At 69.8% G+C, this 16,462-nt stretch carries 10 protein-coding genes; 8 read left to right on the top strand and 2 right to left on the bottom strand.

Translation table 11 applies throughout. The features are described 5' to 3' along the window. Nucleotides 1-2 precede the first annotated feature (2 nt). Together HUN07_RS13030 and metH are read right to left on the bottom strand one after the other, a co-directional pair. A complete protein-coding gene (locus HUN07_RS13030; protein ID WP_174910119.1) occupies nucleotides 3-701 on the bottom strand; it encodes an HAD family hydrolase in 699 nt (232 codons plus the stop codon). Next, nucleotides 694-4,263, bottom strand: coding sequence for a methionine synthase (gene metH, locus HUN07_RS13025; RefSeq protein ID WP_174910117.1), 3,570 nt, complete (start codon nucleotides 4,261-4,263; stop codon nucleotides 694-696). Before metH ends, HUN07_RS13030 begins: the two co-directional genes overlap by 8 nt. A gap of 51 nt (nucleotides 4,264-4,314) precedes the next feature. Between metH and HUN07_RS13020 the strand changes: the two genes are divergently transcribed. The 8 genes from HUN07_RS13020 to HUN07_RS12985 all read left to right on the top strand — a co-directional run bounded on the left by HUN07_RS13020 (nucleotide 4,315) and on the right by HUN07_RS12985 (nucleotide 16,205). Next, a complete protein-coding gene (locus HUN07_RS13020; protein WP_174910115.1) occupies nucleotides 4,315-5,223 on the top strand; it encodes a PAC2 family protein in 909 nt (302 codons plus the stop codon). Continuing rightward, nucleotides 5,220-6,371, top strand: a complete 1,152-nt coding sequence (locus HUN07_RS13015; RefSeq protein WP_114723076.1) for an MFS transporter — start codon at nucleotides 5,220-5,222, stop codon at nucleotides 6,369-6,371. The genes HUN07_RS13020 and HUN07_RS13015 overlap by 4 nt, the downstream gene beginning before the upstream one ends. A gap of 482 nt (nucleotides 6,372-6,853) precedes the next feature. Then, nucleotides 6,854-7,189 carry a DUF1707 SHOCT-like domain-containing protein gene (locus HUN07_RS13010; RefSeq protein ID WP_174910113.1) on the top strand — a complete coding sequence of 112 codons (336 nt, stop codon included), beginning with the start codon at nucleotides 6,854-6,856 and terminating at the stop codon, nucleotides 7,187-7,189. A gap of 28 nt (nucleotides 7,190-7,217) precedes the next feature. Further along, nucleotides 7,218-7,724 (top strand): hypothetical protein, encoded by a 507-nt coding sequence (locus tag HUN07_RS13005; RefSeq protein ID WP_174910111.1) that lies wholly within the window; start codon nucleotides 7,218-7,220, stop codon nucleotides 7,722-7,724. A gap of 254 nt (nucleotides 7,725-7,978) precedes the next feature. Next, nucleotides 7,979-9,046: a hypothetical protein gene (locus tag HUN07_RS13000; RefSeq protein WP_174910109.1), complete on the top strand. Its 1,068-nt coding sequence runs from the start codon at nucleotides 7,979-7,981 to the stop codon at nucleotides 9,044-9,046. 112 nt (nucleotides 9,047-9,158) lie between these two features. After that, nucleotides 9,159-10,607 (top strand): TIGR02677 family protein, encoded by a 1,449-nt coding sequence (locus HUN07_RS12995; RefSeq protein ID WP_174914683.1) that lies wholly within the window; start codon nucleotides 9,159-9,161, stop codon nucleotides 10,605-10,607. Next, a complete protein-coding gene (locus tag HUN07_RS12990) occupies nucleotides 10,604-12,019 on the top strand; it encodes a TIGR02678 family protein (protein WP_174910107.1) in 1,416 nt (471 codons plus the stop codon). The genes HUN07_RS12995 and HUN07_RS12990 overlap by 4 nt, the downstream gene beginning before the upstream one ends. Before the next feature lie 13 nt (nucleotides 12,020-12,032). Then, nucleotides 12,033-16,205: a TIGR02680 family protein gene (locus tag HUN07_RS12985; RefSeq protein WP_174910105.1), complete on the top strand. Its 4,173-nt coding sequence runs from the start codon at nucleotides 12,033-12,035 to the stop codon at nucleotides 16,203-16,205. Nucleotides 16,206-16,462: the final 257 nt, after the last annotated feature.

Raw genomic sequence — 16,462 nt, 5'->3', positions numbered from 1 at the left:
GGCTACCCGATCTCCTGCCGGTGCAGCGCGTGCAGGTCCGACTCGGTGAGCCCCTCGAGGGTGGTCCGGAAGATGCGCCGGGGCGATTCCGGGACCGTCGTGAGCGACGGGATCACCAGGACGGTGCAGCCGGCCGCGTCGGCGGCGGCGGCACCGGTGGGCGAATCCTCCACCGCGAGGCAGTCGGCGGGCTCGACACCCAGCAGCTCGGCCGCTCGCAGGTACGGCGCGGGGTCCGGCTTGCCGGCCGGCACCTCGTCGCCGCACACCGAGTGGTCGAAGTGCCCGCGGCCGAGGGTGTCGAGCGCGAACTCGCACAGTTCCCGGTCGGTGTTGGTGACCAGCGCCGACCGCAGCCCAGCCGACCGGACGGTGCGCAGCGCCTGCTGCGCACCGGGACGCCACGGCAGACCGGCAGCGAACAACTCGCCCATCCGGCTGTACAGCCATGCCTTGGCGTCGGCGAGCGCCTCCGGGTGCGGGTCGAGGTCGAGCGACGCGAACACCGTGGTGAGCGCGTTCAGGCTGGACGCCCCGATGGTCGCGAGCCGGGTCTCCTCCGACATCGGGCCACCGAGGTGCAGCGACAACTCCTTGACCCCGATGTCCCACAGGTTCTCGGATTCGAGCAGTGTGCCGTCCATGTCCCACAGGACCGCCCGCAGGGTCCCGACCGATGCCGATCCTGACCGATCAAACATTGAAGTACTTGGCCTCCGGGTGGTGCAGCACGAACGCGTCGGTGGACTGCTCGGGATGCAGCTGGACCTCCTCGGACAGCTCGACGCCGATGCGCTCCGGCTCGAGCATCGCCACGAGCTTGCGGCGGTCCTCGAGGTCGGGGCAGGCGCCGTAGCCGAACGAGTAACGCGCGCCGCGGTATTCGAGCTTGAAGAAGTCCTCGACGTTCGACGGGTCCTGCTCGGCGATGTTGTGTCCGCCCGGCAGGATCAGCTCCTCGCGGACCCGGCGGTGCCAGTACTCGGCGAGCGCCTCGGTGAGCTGGACGCCGATGCCGTGCACCTCGAGGTAGTCGCGGTAGGCGTTGGCCGCGAACAACTCGTTCGCGAAGTCCGCGATGGGCTGGCCCATCGTCACCAGGTTCATCGGCAGCACGTCGACCTGCCCGTCCTTACGCGCGTCCTCACGCGAGCGCACGAAGTCGGCGATGCACAGGAACCGGTCACGCTGCTGACGCGGGAACGTGAACCGGAAGCGTTCGGGTGCATCGGGGTCGGGCGACTCGAGCACGACCACGTCGTCGCCCTCGGAGACCGCCGGGAAGTACCCGTACACGACCGCGGCATGCGCGAGAACGCCCTCGGCGGTGAGCCGGTCCAGCCAGTAGCGAAGGCGCGGACGCCCCTCGGTCTCGACCAACTCCTCGTAGGTCGGTCCGTCGCCGGCGCGCTGCCCGCGCAGACCCCACTGGCCGAGGAACAGTGCGCGCTCGTCGAGCAGTCCCGAGTACTCGGACAGCGAGATGCCCTTGACGATCCGGGTGCCCCAGAACGGCGGTACGGGGATCACGATGTCGTCGGCGACGTCGGAACGCTCCGGCACCTCCACCGGAGTCTCGGACGCCTTGCGCTTCTCCGCGATCCGCTTGGAACGCTCGTGGCGCTCCTTGCGCTCGGCCGCTTTCGCCTTGGCCGCCAACGCCTCCGGGCTGTCCGGGGCCGGGCCCTCGCCGCGCTTGACGGCCATGATCGTGTCCATCAGGTGCAGGCCCTCGAACGCGTCACGCGCGTACGACACCTCACCCTCGTACACCTCCGACAGGTCGTTCTCGACGTACGAGCGCGTCAGCGCCGCACCGCCCAGGAGCACCGGGAACTGCTCGGCGACGCCCCTGGTGTTGAGTTCCTCGAGGTTCTCCTTCATCACGACCGTCGACTTCACCAGCAGACCGGACATGCCGATGACGTCGGCGCGCTTGTCGAGGGCGACGTCGAGGATGGTCGCGATCGGCTGCTTGATGCCGATGTTGACGACCTCGTATCCGTTGTTGGACAGGATGATGTCGACGAGGTTCTTGCCGATGTCGTGGACGTCGCCCTTGACGGTGGCGAGCACGATCCGCCCCTTGCCGTCGTCGCCGGTGGACTCCATGTGCGGCTCGAGGTACGCGACGGCCGCCTTCATGACCTCGGCGGACTGCAGCACGAACGGCAGCTGCATCTGACCGGAGCCGAACAGCTCGCCGACGGTCTTCATACCCGAGAGCAGGGTCTCGTTGATGATCTCGAGCGGCGGACGCTCGATCATCGCGGTGTCGAGGTCGGCCTCGAGGCCGTTGCGCTCACCGTCGACGATCCGACGCTCCAGGCGCTCGAACAGCGGCAGGGCCGCGAGTTCCTCGGCCCGCGACGCACGCGCCGACGCGGCCGAGACCCCCTCGAACAGCTCCATCAGCTTCTGCAGCGGGTCGTATCCCTCGCGGCGACGGTCGTAGACCAGGTCCAGTGCGGTCTCGCGCTGCTCCTCCGGGATCCGCGCCATCGGCAGGATCTTGGAGGCGTGCACGATCGCGGTGTCGAGGCCGGCCTCGGTGCACTCGTGCAGGAACACCGAGTTGAGCACCTGGCGCGCGGCCGGATTGAGGCCGAACGAGATGTTGGAGATGCCGAGCGTGAAGTGGACGTCGGGGTGCCGCCGCTTGATCTCGCGGATCGCCTCGATGGTCTCGATGCCGTCGCGGCGCACCTCCTCCTGACCGGTGGAGATCGGGAACGTCAGCGCGTCGATGATGATGTCCGACTCCGCCAGACCCCACGTCGTGGTGATGTCCTCGATGAGACGCTCGGCGATGCGGACCTTGTGCTCGGCGGTGCGAGCCTGACCCTCCTCGTCGATCGTCAGCGCGACGACGGCCGCGCCGTGCTCCTTGACGAGCCTCATGATCCGCTGGTAGCGCGAGTTCGGACCGTCGCCGTCCTCGTAGTTGACCGAGTTCACGGCACACCGGCCGCCGAGGTGTTCGAGTCCGGCCTGCAGGACGTTCGGCTCGGTGGAGTCCAGCATGATCGGCAGCGTCGACGCCGTCGCCAACCGGCTCGCGAGAGCGGACATGTCGGCGGCGCCGTCACGGCCCACGTAGTCGACGTTGAGGTCGAGCATGTGCGCGCCGTCGCGCGTCTGGTCCTTCGCGATGTCGAGGCACTTCTGGTAATCCTCGGCGATCATCGCCTCACGGAATGCCTTGGAGCCGTTGGAGTTGGTGCGCTCGCCGATCATCAGGATCGACGCATCCTGGTCGAACGGGACGGCCGCGTACAGCGACGACGTACCGTCCTCCGGCTGCGGACTGCGCTGTGCCTTCTCCACCAGACGGACCGCGTCGGCGACCTGACGGATGTGCTCGGGCGTCGTGCCGCAGCAGCCGCCGACGAACGACAGCCCGAACTCGCTGACGAACCCGGACAGCGCGACGGCCAGTTCCTCTGCCGTGAGCGGGTACTCGGCGCCGTTGGGGCCGAGCTGCGGCAGACCCGCGTTCGGCATCACCGACACCGGCAGCGTCGAGTGCCGCGACAGGTGGCGCAGATGCTCGCTCATCTCGGCGGGGCCCGTCGCGCAGTTCAGACCGATCATGTCGATCCCGAGCGGCTCGAGCGCGGTCAGGGCCGCGCCGATCTCGCTGCCCAGCAGCATGGTGCCGGTGGTCTCGACGGTGACGTGGGTGATGATCGGGAGGCGGCGGCCGAGCTTCTCCATCGCATGTTGGCTGCCGATGATCGCGGCCTTCACCTGGAGCAGGTCCTGGCAGGTCTCGATCAGGATTGCGTCCGCGCCACCCTCGATCATGCCGAGCGCCGATTCGGCGTACGCGTCGCGCAGCACCGCGAACGGCGCGTGACCGAGGGTGGGCAGCTTGGTGCCCGGCCCCATCGAGCCGAGCACGAATCGGCCCATGCCGTCGCGGCCGGGCCCCATCTCGTCGGCCACTTCACGGGCGATGCGGGTGCCCCGCTCGGAGAGATCGCGGATGCGGTGGGAGATGTCGTAATCGGCGAGGTTCGGCAGATTGCAGCCGAAGGTGTTGGTTTCGACCGCGTCGGCGCCGGCTTCGAAGTACGCGCGATGGATGTCGCGCAGCACGTCGGGGCGAGTCTCGTTCAGAATCTCGTTGCAGCCCTCGAGGCCGAGGAAGTCGTCGAGAGTCAGATCCGCGGCCTGCAACATCGTGCCCATGGCGCCGTCGCCGATGACAACGCGCTGTTTCAGCGCATCAAGCAGGGCAGAGTGGAATGGTGCAGACATGCCGTCCAGAGTAGTGGGCGGCTCGACGGTGGCTGGTCGTAGGCTGGGTAGGTGAGTTCACCCGAGTTCCCCGACACCACCGAATCGGACGATACCGACGCGGACGTGCCGACCCTGCGCGATCCCGTGTTGATCGCCGCGTTCGAAGGCTGGAACGACGCAGGCGACGCCGCGAGCGGCGCCGTCGAGCATCTCGAGCTCACCTGGGACGCCAAGCCGCTCGCCGAACTCGACTCCGAGGACTACTACGACTACCAGGTGAACCGGCCTATCATCCGGCAGGTCGACGGGGTCACCCGCGAGATCGTGTGGCCCACCACACAGTTGTCACTGTGCTCCCCTCCGGGCAGCGATCGGGACGTGCTGCTGCTGCGCGGCATCGAGCCGAACATGCGCTGGCGCAGCTTCTGCGACGAGTTGCTCGAGTTCGTCGACGAACTCGGCGTGCACACCGTCGTGATCCTGGGTGCGCTGCTCGCCGACACCCCGCACAGCAGGCCGGTTCCGGTGACGGGCACCGCACACAGCGTGGAGGCCGCCGAGCACTTCAACCTGGAGCAGACCCGGTACGAGGGACCGACCGGCATCGCTGGGGTCCTACAGGACGCGTGCGTCAAGGCCGGAGTCCCGGCCGTGTCCTTCTGGGCCGCGGTCCCCCACTACGTGTCCCAGCCGCCCAACCCGAAGGCCACCATCGCGCTGTTGCAACGTGTCGAGGACGTCCTCGACATCGAGGTCCCGCTCGGCGATCTGCCGAACCAGGCGGAGGACTGGGAGGAGTCCATCTCCGAGATGACCCGCGACGACGAGGAGATCGCCGAGTACGTGCGCACCCTCGAGGAGCGCGGCGACGCGGAGACCAACATCTCCGACGCGATCTCGAAGATCGACGGCGACGCGCTGGCCGCGGAGTTCGAGAAGTACCTGCGCCGTCGCGGCCCCGGCCGCTTCGGGGCGTGACCGGGGAGACCGCCCAGGGATTTCGCACGCGGCTTCAGCTATCCGCGCTGTACGCCGGCGGATTCCTGGGCCCGTTCGGCGGTGGCGTCGTCACGTCGATGCTCCCGGAGATCGGCGACGACCTCGGCGTGGATGCGTCGGCCGCCGCGACGTCGTTGACGGCGTATCTGCTGCCGTTCGCTCTGGTCATGCTGGTTTCGGGCACCCTCGGCTCGCGTTGGGGCCGGATGCGCACCGTCCGCATCGCGTACGGGGTCTATCTCGCGGCATCGGTCGCGTGCTTCGCCGCACCCACGTTGGAGTTGTTCCTCGGCGCCCGCGTCCTGCAGGGCTGCGCCAACGCCTTCACCACGCCCCTGCTGCTGGCGACCCTGGCCGCGATGACACCGCAGAACAGACTCGGCCGCGCCCTCGGCGCATTCGGGGCACTCCAGGCCGCCGGGCAGACGAGCGCACCGCTGATCGGTGGTCTCGCCGCGGAAGCGAACTGGCGCCTGGCCTTCCTCGCGATCGCGGTCGTCGCCGGACTGCTCGGCGCGCTCGGCCTGCCCGACGCCGCCCGGAACATCCCGGCCGACACCGGCGCCCGCCTGCGCGATGCACTGCGCCCGGAGGTACTGCGCGTCGGCGTCGTCGCGCTCCTCGGGTGGGGAGCGCTCGGCGGTCTGGGGTTCCTCCTGGCATTCCGGGCCGAGGACGTATTCGGCATGAGCCCGGCCGTCCGGGGCCTGCTGCTGACCGGGTTCGGTGTCGCCGGGATCCTGACGGCCCGTCCCGTCGGATTGCTGATCGACCGCATCGGGGCCCGCCGGACCGTCGTCGTCGGCGCCCTCGCCGGCGCCGCATTGGTCGCGACTGCCGGCACCGTCGGCCTGGCGGCCGTCGCCGCCGTCGCGTGGTTCTTCGCAGGCATCGCATCGCAGTTCCTGCTGGTCGGCGTCAACGCCGCCGTCCTCGGTTCCCAGGGCGGGAACCGCGGCGGTGCGGTTTCGGTGGTGCAGTCGCTGCGGTTCTCGGGTGCCGCCCTCGCGCCGCTCGCGCTCACTCCCCTGTACGCGGTCCACCCGAGCGCGAGTTTCCTGCTCCCGGCACTCCTGCTGGCCGTCCTGCCGCCCCTGTTGATGCCGCGGACGCCGAGGAGCGACTGACCCCGTCCACCCGCGCTCCCCGTCGTTGATGGCGTGCTCCCAAGTCGGCGTCGATCGCGAAGGACGCGCACACGGGTACGGGTTCCGAAATCCCCACGATTCCGTCCTTCACCGACTTCTACGCCCGGGGCCCGCACTGGGCGCGGCCCCACACACCGGTGGCCGCCGTCCGCCAACCAAACAGCCTTTCCTCACCGAAACCATCTCCGCAGCTGCGTCTTTCGTAAACGAAACGCGGCGGTTCGAGTGCTAGCGCCGTCCCACGGCCGGGCCGCCCCCTTCGCTCGGCGCGTCCCGGCCGTCGTGACATTCGGGACCACTCCCCTGGGCTGCTGGACCGCGCCTCCTGTTTCGTGACGGATCTCAGCCGAATGCGAACCGCTGAGAGGACCACGCCCGCACCAATGTTCGAGTGCGGCGAAGGATCGTTCGACGACGTTGCAGGGGCGCCGCACCGTCCCAGCACCCAGTAGAGCCTGGGCGTGCCCGACGCGAGATCTGCCAAGACCCGAGCGCGGGACATCGACCGCGCGCAGACCTGCAGCTTGCTCGACGCCGCATACGCCGACGGTCAGCTCAGTGCCGAGGAGCACGAGTCCCGCACCGCGACGGCGATGCACGCGACGACTCTCGGCGCCCTGAGCGCGCTGACCAAGGACCTGCAAATCCCCGATCATCTCCTCGATGCCGCGACCGCATCCGAGGACCCGGCCGGCCACCCTCACCGCCGTCGCCGCGGCCTTGTTGTCGCTGTGACAGCCGTTGTCGCGATGATCGTGGCTGCCCTCGCCCGCGTGTTGTTCGGTGGGGGGCACTGACGCCATGGGCGCCGACACCGCATCTCCCGTGTCGAGCAGATCCGACCCGAACGTGGCCGAGCCGATCGACACGCTCACCGCCGACGGCATGCGCGAGTTCCTGCGCCGGTTCGAGCTGAAGTTCGGTGACCTGACCGCCGACGATGTCGATCTGTACAGCAAAGACGCTGTGGTCGCGAGGATGACCCCCCGACAGCCGACCAGCTTGCAGAGGTGGATGTTCACCGGCACCGCCGGGTTCGAGCCGTGGACCCCGCCCTCGATCCGGGATCAGGACCAGGAGACGGACCAGGACCAGGAGACGGTCGATCTCGCTCAGCTCGACGTCGACCGCATCGGCGATCTCATCGAAAACGCCACCAGTCTCGTCCGCCTGCCCAGCGGCCACATCGATCGCGTCGCGATCCGCGCCGACCACTCCCGGCCGGGCGTCACCGAGCCTCGCGTCACGGTGTACGTCGTGGACACCGACGTCGCCAAAGGGAACGTGACAGCGACACTCGGCGGCGAGGTCGTCGACGTCCAGACCGCCTGACAGCCGGGATCGCGCGGCGGGACGTTCCCAGGGATCTCGGTCCCTGGCAGACGATCCGGCAGCGCGACCGCCTACGGCGTGGCAGGCCGCAGTGGCCGCTCGGGCGTGATCCTCCAGCGGACCGGCACGACCGAGCCCGTGCACTTTCGGATTTTCCCTCGATTCCGTCCCGCACCGATCTCTGTCGCGACACGCGCCCCCGATTCCGCTTTTCTTCCGGTTCCGTTGTGCACAGAGTGACTACTGTTGCGGATGTGACCCTGACGGACGTTGCACCGAACCCGCGGCCCGAACGCAGCATCGACATCTATCGGCGCGCCCTGTCCTGGTTGGAGGCGCAACTCCCCCACGGGTGGACGGTGTCGGCGGACCGCCCCCGCTCCCCCGCCGCACCGAATCGACTGCTGATCACGGCACCGGACGGTGAATCCGTGTCCTACGCGATCACCGCATCCAAGGGCGTCCTGAGTGGTGATGTCGCCCGGATCGCGGCCGAACTCTCCGACAGCGACCGCGGATTCGTCTGCGCGCACTACCTCTCCGAACCGGTGCGCCGCCAGCTGGACGGCCACGGTCTGTCGTACGCGGACGCCACCGGGAACCTGAACCTGGTCGCGGACCGGCCGGCGATCTGGGTCCGGAACCGCGGCGCCGACGCCGATCCGTGGCGCGGGCCCGGCCGGCCGTCCGGGGTCCTCACCGGTGAGCCGTCCGAGCGGGTGGTTCGGGCGCTCGCCGATCACGTCGGCGAGATCTCGGTGCCCGAACTGATCAAGCTCTCCGGAGCGTCGACGGGGGCGGCCTACCGGGTGGTCGAGGTCCTCTTCGAACGGGAACTGCTCACCCGTCTGCCCCGAGGCCCCATCACCGACGTTCGCTGGCCGCACATGCTCCGCGCGTGGGCCGCCGACCGCAAACCCTGTGCCACCCGAAGTTTCGCCGCCCCGAACGGGCTCGACGAACTACGCGCGCGGCTCGCGTCGGGCAACGGCGACCCGGCCTATGCGGTGACCGGGATCGGCGCCACCGACTATGCGTCGGCATCGGTGCTCGAGCTCTACGCCGACGACGTCGACGCCTTCGCGGCCGCGCTGGACCTGCGCCCGATCACCGGCGGGGCCGACGTCGTGGTCGCGACGCCGTGGTCGGCAGCGGTTTTCGAGCGGATGCAGTATCGCGACGGGCTGCGCTGCGTCGCGCCGAGCCACGCGTACGCCGACCTGGTGGCGGGCCCGTTCCGTCATCCCGACGCCGCGGAGTACCAGCTGACCGCGCTCACCGCGGACGAATCCTGGCGCCGGCCCGTGGGGCGCGGCCGGTGACCGGGCGGTGTGTTCGCTCGCGACCCGAACGACGCCCTAGGCTGTCACGGTGAGCGATTCAGGTGACCCTCGCACGTCCTCCGGCGGTGATTTCGCCGTGCGCGAGGACCGGCTGCGGCTGTTCTCCTTCACGACCGCGGAGAAACGCGCCGAGTACCTGTGGGTGCTCCGCGCCTTCGACCACGCGCGTGCCAACTACGTCGTCCTGTTGCACGCCGGTGAGGTCGCGGAGATCCTGGGTCGGATCTCCGGCGACGACCCGGCCGCAGCGCTGACATCCACCGAGATCACCCCGCTGCTGGAGCAATTGCACACGTGGGGCGTGCTCGAACGCAGCTACGACGGCAGTCGCGCCTCAACTCTCGCGGAGTACCGGAACCGTCATTTCGTGTACCAGTTCAGTCAGGCCGGCTACTTGGCCTTCCGCGCCGTCGAGGATCTGCTCGGTGCCCGGCTCGAGGATGCGACGCTGTCTCGACTGGCACTGCCGGATCTGCTCGCCGATCTCGAGGAGCTCGCCGAAGCCAACCGTCGCGGCGACGGGGATCTCATCTACCGCAAGCTCGCCCGGCTGGACTCCACGCTCACCGACATGGCGGCGCGGGCGGCGCAGTTCTATCTCATGCTCGGCGACCTGGTGCGCACCACCGAGATCACGCCCGAGGCGTTCCTGGCACACAAGGACGCCCTGTTGAGCCACATGCGCGAGTTCAGCTCCGACCTGGCACGGTACGCACCGAAGCTGCGCGCGGCCATCGAGGCGGTCGAGGCCACCGGCATCGCGTCCCTCATCGCGCGAGCGGCGGCCAGCGACGATCGCGTCTTCCTCTCCCGCGAGGAACGCGAATCCGATTGGAACGCACGCTGGTCGGGCCTGGCCCAGTGGTTCGTCGGGGTGTCGGGTCCCAGCGAGTCGGATCGTCTGCGGGAGGGGACGATGAGCGCGATCGCCGCAGTGTTGTCGCTGTTGCGCCGGGTCACGGAGACCCGGCGGGGCGGCGTGAGCCGCGAGAGTCAGCTGCGGCACCTCGCCGGGTGGTTCGCTGCCACTCCCGACGAGGATTCGGCGCACGCCCTGTTCCAGCTCGTCTTCGACCTCGGACGCCCGCGGCACCTGTCGATGGTGCACCCGGATGCCGACATCATTCCCGACTCGCGGTCGTGGTGGGACGCGACGCCCGTCGAGATCTCGCGCACGCTCGCCGAGACCGGTCGCGCCGCGCAGCCGGGCATGCCGTCGCGGGTCCAGCGCAACGAGGGCAGCATCCGACGACTTCGCGAGGAACAGTTGGCAGCTCAGCGTGCCCGCGCCGTCGCGGCGTCGTCGCTGGCCGCGTCCGGAGCCTACGACCGGGTCCTCGACGCCGACGAGACCGACGTGCTTCTGAGCCTGCTCAATGCCGCGCTCACCGCGCGAGTGCCGGTCAGTGGCACCGTGCCCAGCTCGACGGGGTCGGAGAACGGTGTCCGGCTCACGCTGCGCCCACACGGCGAGACGACGGTGGTGCAGACCGTCCGTGGCCGGCTGCATCTCGACGGACTGCAGGTGAGCGTGCAGTGAGGTCTCGTTCCGTCTCGCCGCTGGACCTCGACTCGTACCAGCGGGCCGCCCGGGTGATCCTGTCGAATCACCTGGTGACGCAGACGTATCCCGACCGACTCGCGCTGCCGCTGCTGCGGCGGTGGGCCACCGAACTGCGCGACGACCTGCTCGACCTGTTCGGATATCGGCTCGAGGTCACCGAGACCACCGCCCGCCTGTTCACCGTCGCGGACCGACTCGAATCGGGAATCCCGGCACGCACCGCCAACGACCGGACGTTCGACCGGCACCGCTACGCCTACCTCGCCTTGGCGCTCGCGGCGCTCGGCCGGGCCGGCAACCAGATCACCCTGTCGGAGTTGGCCGACCACGTCGCCGCCGAGGCCGCGCAGGTGCCCGGCGTGACGCTGTCCACCGACCGGGCCGCCGACCGCGACGCGTTCGTCGATGCCGTCGGCTGGCTCGCGGCCCGCGGCGCGATCGTCCTCGCCGACGGCGACGCCGGCGGCTGGGCGTCCAATCCCGATGCGGGCGAGGCTCTCTACGACATCGACCGGTCGGTCGTCGTCGCCTTGTTCCGTCCGCCCCGCGCACTCCAGCACCTGACCTCGGTCCGGACGTTGCTCTCGGGTGAGAAGGCACCGCAGGACGACGACCTGATCGGCCTGCGCACCGGAGATCCCCGCGAGACCGCACGGCGGATGCGACGGGCCCTCGTCGAGCGGCCGGTGGTGTACGCGGACGAACTGACCGACGACGAGCGACTGCAGCTCGCGCTGCCCCGCACCGCCGCCGATGTCGAGGAGCTGACCGGACTGGTCGCCGAACGCCGGGCCGAGGGGATCGCGATGATCGACCCGTCGGGCCGCATGTCCGACATCCGGTTCCCGAGCACCGGCACCGTCTCCCAGGTCGCGCTGCTGCTCGCCGGCGAGATGGCCGATCGGGTCCTCGACCTCGACGCGCCCGGTCTCCCGCGCCGCCCGCTGCCCGAGTCGAACCAGCGCGAGGTGATCGCCCGACTCGACGCGGCCATTCCGAGCGCGGGAATCTTCGAGGAGCTCGCCGAGCACATCGATCCTGCCGACCACGACGACGACACCGACGAAGGCGATCGACCCGAGCCGGCGTTGTACTCGATGCTGGACGACGCCTGGATCGCGGCGGCCGTCGACGAGTTGGTGCTGCGCTTCGGGCGCACCTTCGCGGCGCAGTGGCAGGCCGACCGGCAAGGATTGAAGCGCAATGCGATCGCACTGCTCCATCGCCTGCAGTTGATCCGGGTGGTCGACGGTGGTGTCCTGGTGCTGCCGACGATCGCGCGGTTCCGCGGCGTCGTGGTCAACATCCGGGACCGCACCGCCCAGTCCGAGCTGTTCGACGAACCCGTTCCCAGCGAATCCCACGAGAACGCACCCGTAGAGAAGTAGAGGCATCTTTCGCATGGCACACGCGCGCTTCAAGCCGACCCGCGCCGGGATCGTCAACCTGTGGGACTACCGCGACCAGGAGTTCTCGTTCGCGGACGGGCGTCTCGTCCTGCGTGGACCCAACGGTTCGGGCAAGACCAAGGCGCTCGAGGTGCTGTTCCCGTTCGTCTTCGACGGCCGCATCGAGCCGCGCCGCCTGAACCCGTTCGCGGGTGAGGAACGCACGATGAAGTCGAACCTGCTGTATCGAGGCCAGGATTCGGCGCATTCGTACGTGTGGATGGAGTTCGCGCGCGGCTCGCAGGACGACCCGGAGGCCGTCACGGTCGGAATCGGAATGCGCGCGAGCCGCCAGAACGACAAGGTCACCCGCTGGTACTTCGTCGCGGAAGGCCGCGTCGGCGTCGACTTCTCCCTCCTCGGTAGCGACGACCGGCCGCTGACCAAGAAGCAGCTCGCGGAGCAGCTCGGCAGCGACGCCATCACCGACCGTCCTGTCGACTACCGAGCCGCCATCGACGCCCGGCTGTTCGGGCTGGGCACCGAACGCTACGACCAGCTCATCAACCTCATCCTGACCCTGCGCCGCCCGCAGCTGGCCAAGAACCTCGACCCGAAGGGGCTGTCGCAGGCCCTCACCGACGGCCTGCGCCCCCTCGACGAGCAGCTGGTGCTCGAGGCGGCGCGTTCCTTCAGCGACATGGAGGAGGTGAGTCGCGCGCTCGAGGGTCTCGCCGCCGCCGACCAGGCCGCGCACAGCTTCGTGACGGTGTACTCGAAGTACCTGAGCCAGCAGGCCCGTACCGACGTCGAACAGGTCTCCCGGCGCATCGAGTCGGTGGAACGAGCGAAGACCGTGCTGGACGAGGCCGTCGCACTGCAGACGTCCCGGCAGGAGGAGCGGCTGCTCGCCGAGGGTCGGTTCACCGCCGCCGAGCGCGCCCTCGAACAGGGCCGCGCCGACCTCGAGACGCTGCAGCGGTCCGGGGCCTACGAGGGCAAGCAGCAGCTCGACGACCTGGCTGCCGCCGTCGCACAGCTCAAGTTGTCCACCGAGCAGCAGGCCGACAAGGCACGCCGGGCGCAGGCGACGCTCGAGCAGCGCACGGACGAGGCCACGCGGGCATCGGATTCGGTGAAGCGGGCGACTGCCGAGCTGGTGCGCGCCGAGGAGCAGCTGGCCGAGGCCGCCGAGCAGGCCGGCATCGTCTGGAGCCCGCTGCCCGACGGGGCGCGGTCGGACCAGATCACCACCGCGGTCCGTGGACACGCCGAGGAACGCGATGGCGACGTCCGCGCGGTCCGGGCGGCGCTCGCCACGGTCGACAAGGCCGGCACCGAACGAGCGCGGGCCGATCGCGCCGCCGACAAGGGCCGCGAACTGCTCGAGGCGGCGCAGGCGGCGGTCGCCGAGGCCGAGGCCACGGTCGCGTTGGCGCGGGCCGATTGCGCCGCCGCGCTGCGGGCCTGGTGGACCGAGCATTCGGCGGAGTACGCCTCGATCGGGGTGACCGCCGACGTGTTCTCCGCGCTGGACACCGCGCTGTCGCTGGCCGGCGAGGACGACTCCCCCAGCCTCACCACGGTGCTGCACGAGCGGACGCAGTCCGCCCTCGACGACCAGCGCGCGCGGCGGCGGCACGCCGTGACCGAGCAGGCCGCGGCCACCGAACGGATCGCCGCGCTGCGCGCCGACCGCGATCGCGTCGCGGCCGAGAAGGACGATGCCCCTGCGCGATTCGCGTTCCGTACCGGCGATCGGAGCGAGCTGTCCGGGGCCCCGCTGTGGCGGCTGGTGCGCTTCGCGGACGGCGTCGAGCCCGCGGTGGCCGCGGGCGTCGAATCCGCGCTGGCCGCCGCGAACCTGCTCGACGGCTGGGTGTCGGCCGGAGACAGTGCGCAGCCGGACGCCGAATCCGAGCAGTTCCTGGTGCCACTGTCCGAGGCCCTGCGGCCGCAGGGCCCGACCCTGGCCGACGTCCTCGAGGTGGAACCCGATGCCGGAGTCCCGGAGGAGGTGGTGCAGGCGATCATCGAGTCCATCGCGCTCGACGGCGCCGGCGCCGCGAGCGCCGGCGCCGTCGGAGTAGGGGTGGACGGCCGGTTCTGGCAGGGCGTGCAACGCGGCCGCCACGTCAAGGCGGACGCCGAGTACATCGGCACGACCGCACGGAAGCGGCGCCGAGCACAGCGGATCGAGGAGATCGCACAGGAAATCACCGAAACCGAGGCGCGGCGCGACACCGCCCACGCCGAGGAGTCCGAGACGACCGCGCTGCTCGACCGGATCTCGACCGCCGGGAAGTCGCTTCCCCGCACGTCCGGGGTCCTCGCCGCGATCAAGAAGCTCACCGAAGCCGCCGGCGCGCTCCGCAGCCGGTCCGAGTCCACCGCGAGCGCCGGCGAGGAACTCGATCATGCGATCGCGGACCATACCGCCAAGGACAAGGAGCTCCGCGCGGTCGCCGTCGCACATCGCATGTCGCACCAGGCGCGCGACATCGACGCCGTGGCGGCCTCGATCCGGCACTTCGAGAGTCGGGGCGAGCAGCTGCTGCGCTGCCGTCGCGAGCAGGAGAAGGAACTCGAACTCCACCGGGAGGCCGTCGACCGGCTCGAGGAGGCCCGCGGTAACACCGAGGAGTTCGTCGAGGAGGCTGCAGTCGCGGAGGAAAACTACGCGCAGCAGATCTCGCGTCTCGAGACGCTCCGGGAGGCCCTGGGCTCGAGCGCCGAGCAGATCGATGCCGACCTCGAGCAGGTTCGCGCCCGGATCGAGGTCTGCAAGACCGAGCAGCGATCCGCACGCAAGGCCTACGACGCGGCCGTCGAGCAGATCGGCAAGGCCGAGGGCGCCCACAGCGCCGCAATCGAGGCGCTGCGCAGCGCGCTGACCGAGACGCGCACCGATGTCGACCGCCTCGCACCCTATGCGCGACGCGATCTACTCGATCTTCTCGGCGTCGAGGGCTCGCACTCGTGGCCCCAGAGCAGTGCCGCGTGGCTCACAGCCGACCAGCTGGTGTACCGGATCGCGACGGAGGGCGACGTGGAATCGCCGATCCTGCCGCCCGAGGTGGACGCGCTGTACCGCGCGATGGATGCGGCGACCGCCTCGGTGAAGACCAGCGAGAACGCCAAGAAGGCCACCCGCTCGGCGCTCACCGCGGCGCTGCAGGACTTCGACGCCCAGCTCGCGGCGGCCGGACAGGACTATCGCCTGCAGTGGGACGCACCGGACGGTCTGACAGTGGTCCGCGTGCAGGACGACCAGGGCTACTCGTCGATCGGCGAGTTCGCGACCCGGATCGCCGCGGCCCGCCAGGACCAGGAGGTACTGCTCACGGACTCCGAGCGCCGCATCCTCGAGGACGCTCTGCTCACCGGACTGGCACAGCAGATCCACGAGCGCACCGCCGACGCCCGCGACCTGATCGCCCAGATGGGCGCGGAGATGCGCGAGCGGCGCATGTCGTCGGGCAGCACGATCGGCGTGCACTGGGTCCTCGCCGACAACCTCGACGACAGCTCGCGAGCCGTGTCCAAGCTCCTCGACCGGGCCCCGTCGGCCCTGAGCGCCGACGAACTGGCGACCGTCCGGGCGCACTTCGCGGCTCAGGTGCGGATCGCCCGCGCCGCCCATCCCGAGCGGTCGTACCCGGAGATCCTCGCCGCCGCGCTCGACTACCGACGGTGGCGGGTGTTCTCCTTCACACTGATCGGCGGCGACGGCAGCGAGGACCGCCTCACCGTCGCCCGGCACAGCGCACTGTCCGGCGGTGAACAGTCGGTGTCGCTGCACCTGCCGCTGTTCGCCGCGGCACACGTGATGCTCTCGTCGGCCGATCCGCACTCACCGCGCCTGCTCGGCCTGGACGAGGCGTTCGCCGGTGTCGACGACAACGGCCGCAGCGAACTGCTGGGGCTGAGCGTCCAGTTCGACCTGGACCTGTTCATGACCGGATACGACCTGTGGATCACCTACGGCGGTGTGCCGGGGTGCGCACACTACGACCTGGCGCACTCGACCGCCGAGCAGAGCGTCAGCGCCGCGCTGCTGGTGTGGTCCGGCGGCGAACTGCTGGCCGAGCACGACGGCAGTGATCTGGCCCGGGCACTGGGGTCACCGATGCGGCGACGCGTCCCGGCCACCGCGGAGGGCGGCCTCGAATTCGCCGAGGTCTAGTCGGGCGAATGCGGCTCACCGGGCGGGGAGAAGACGAATCCGACCGGTGGCCGTCATCGTCGAATGAACCCTTTACCAGCGAATTATCGGCATGTCCCGTACCGACACGCCGATCGTTTTGTGATCTGCGCCACAACCCGAGCCCAGAGTGACCCTCGCCTCTATGACTTGAACATTCCGTGTAACGGCCTGTTATCTGGTTGTGACATTGCCGTGACCACCGAGTGATCTTCGGTCTCGATCTCGTAGACCACTGC

It is taken from the genome of Rhodococcus sp. W8901 (genome assembly GCF_013348805.1).
Classification (GTDB): domain Bacteria; phylum Actinomycetota; class Actinomycetes; order Mycobacteriales; family Mycobacteriaceae; genus Prescottella.
The sequence above is the reverse complement of the archived record's forward strand: the minus strand, read 5'-3'. Positions and strand labels throughout refer to the sequence as shown.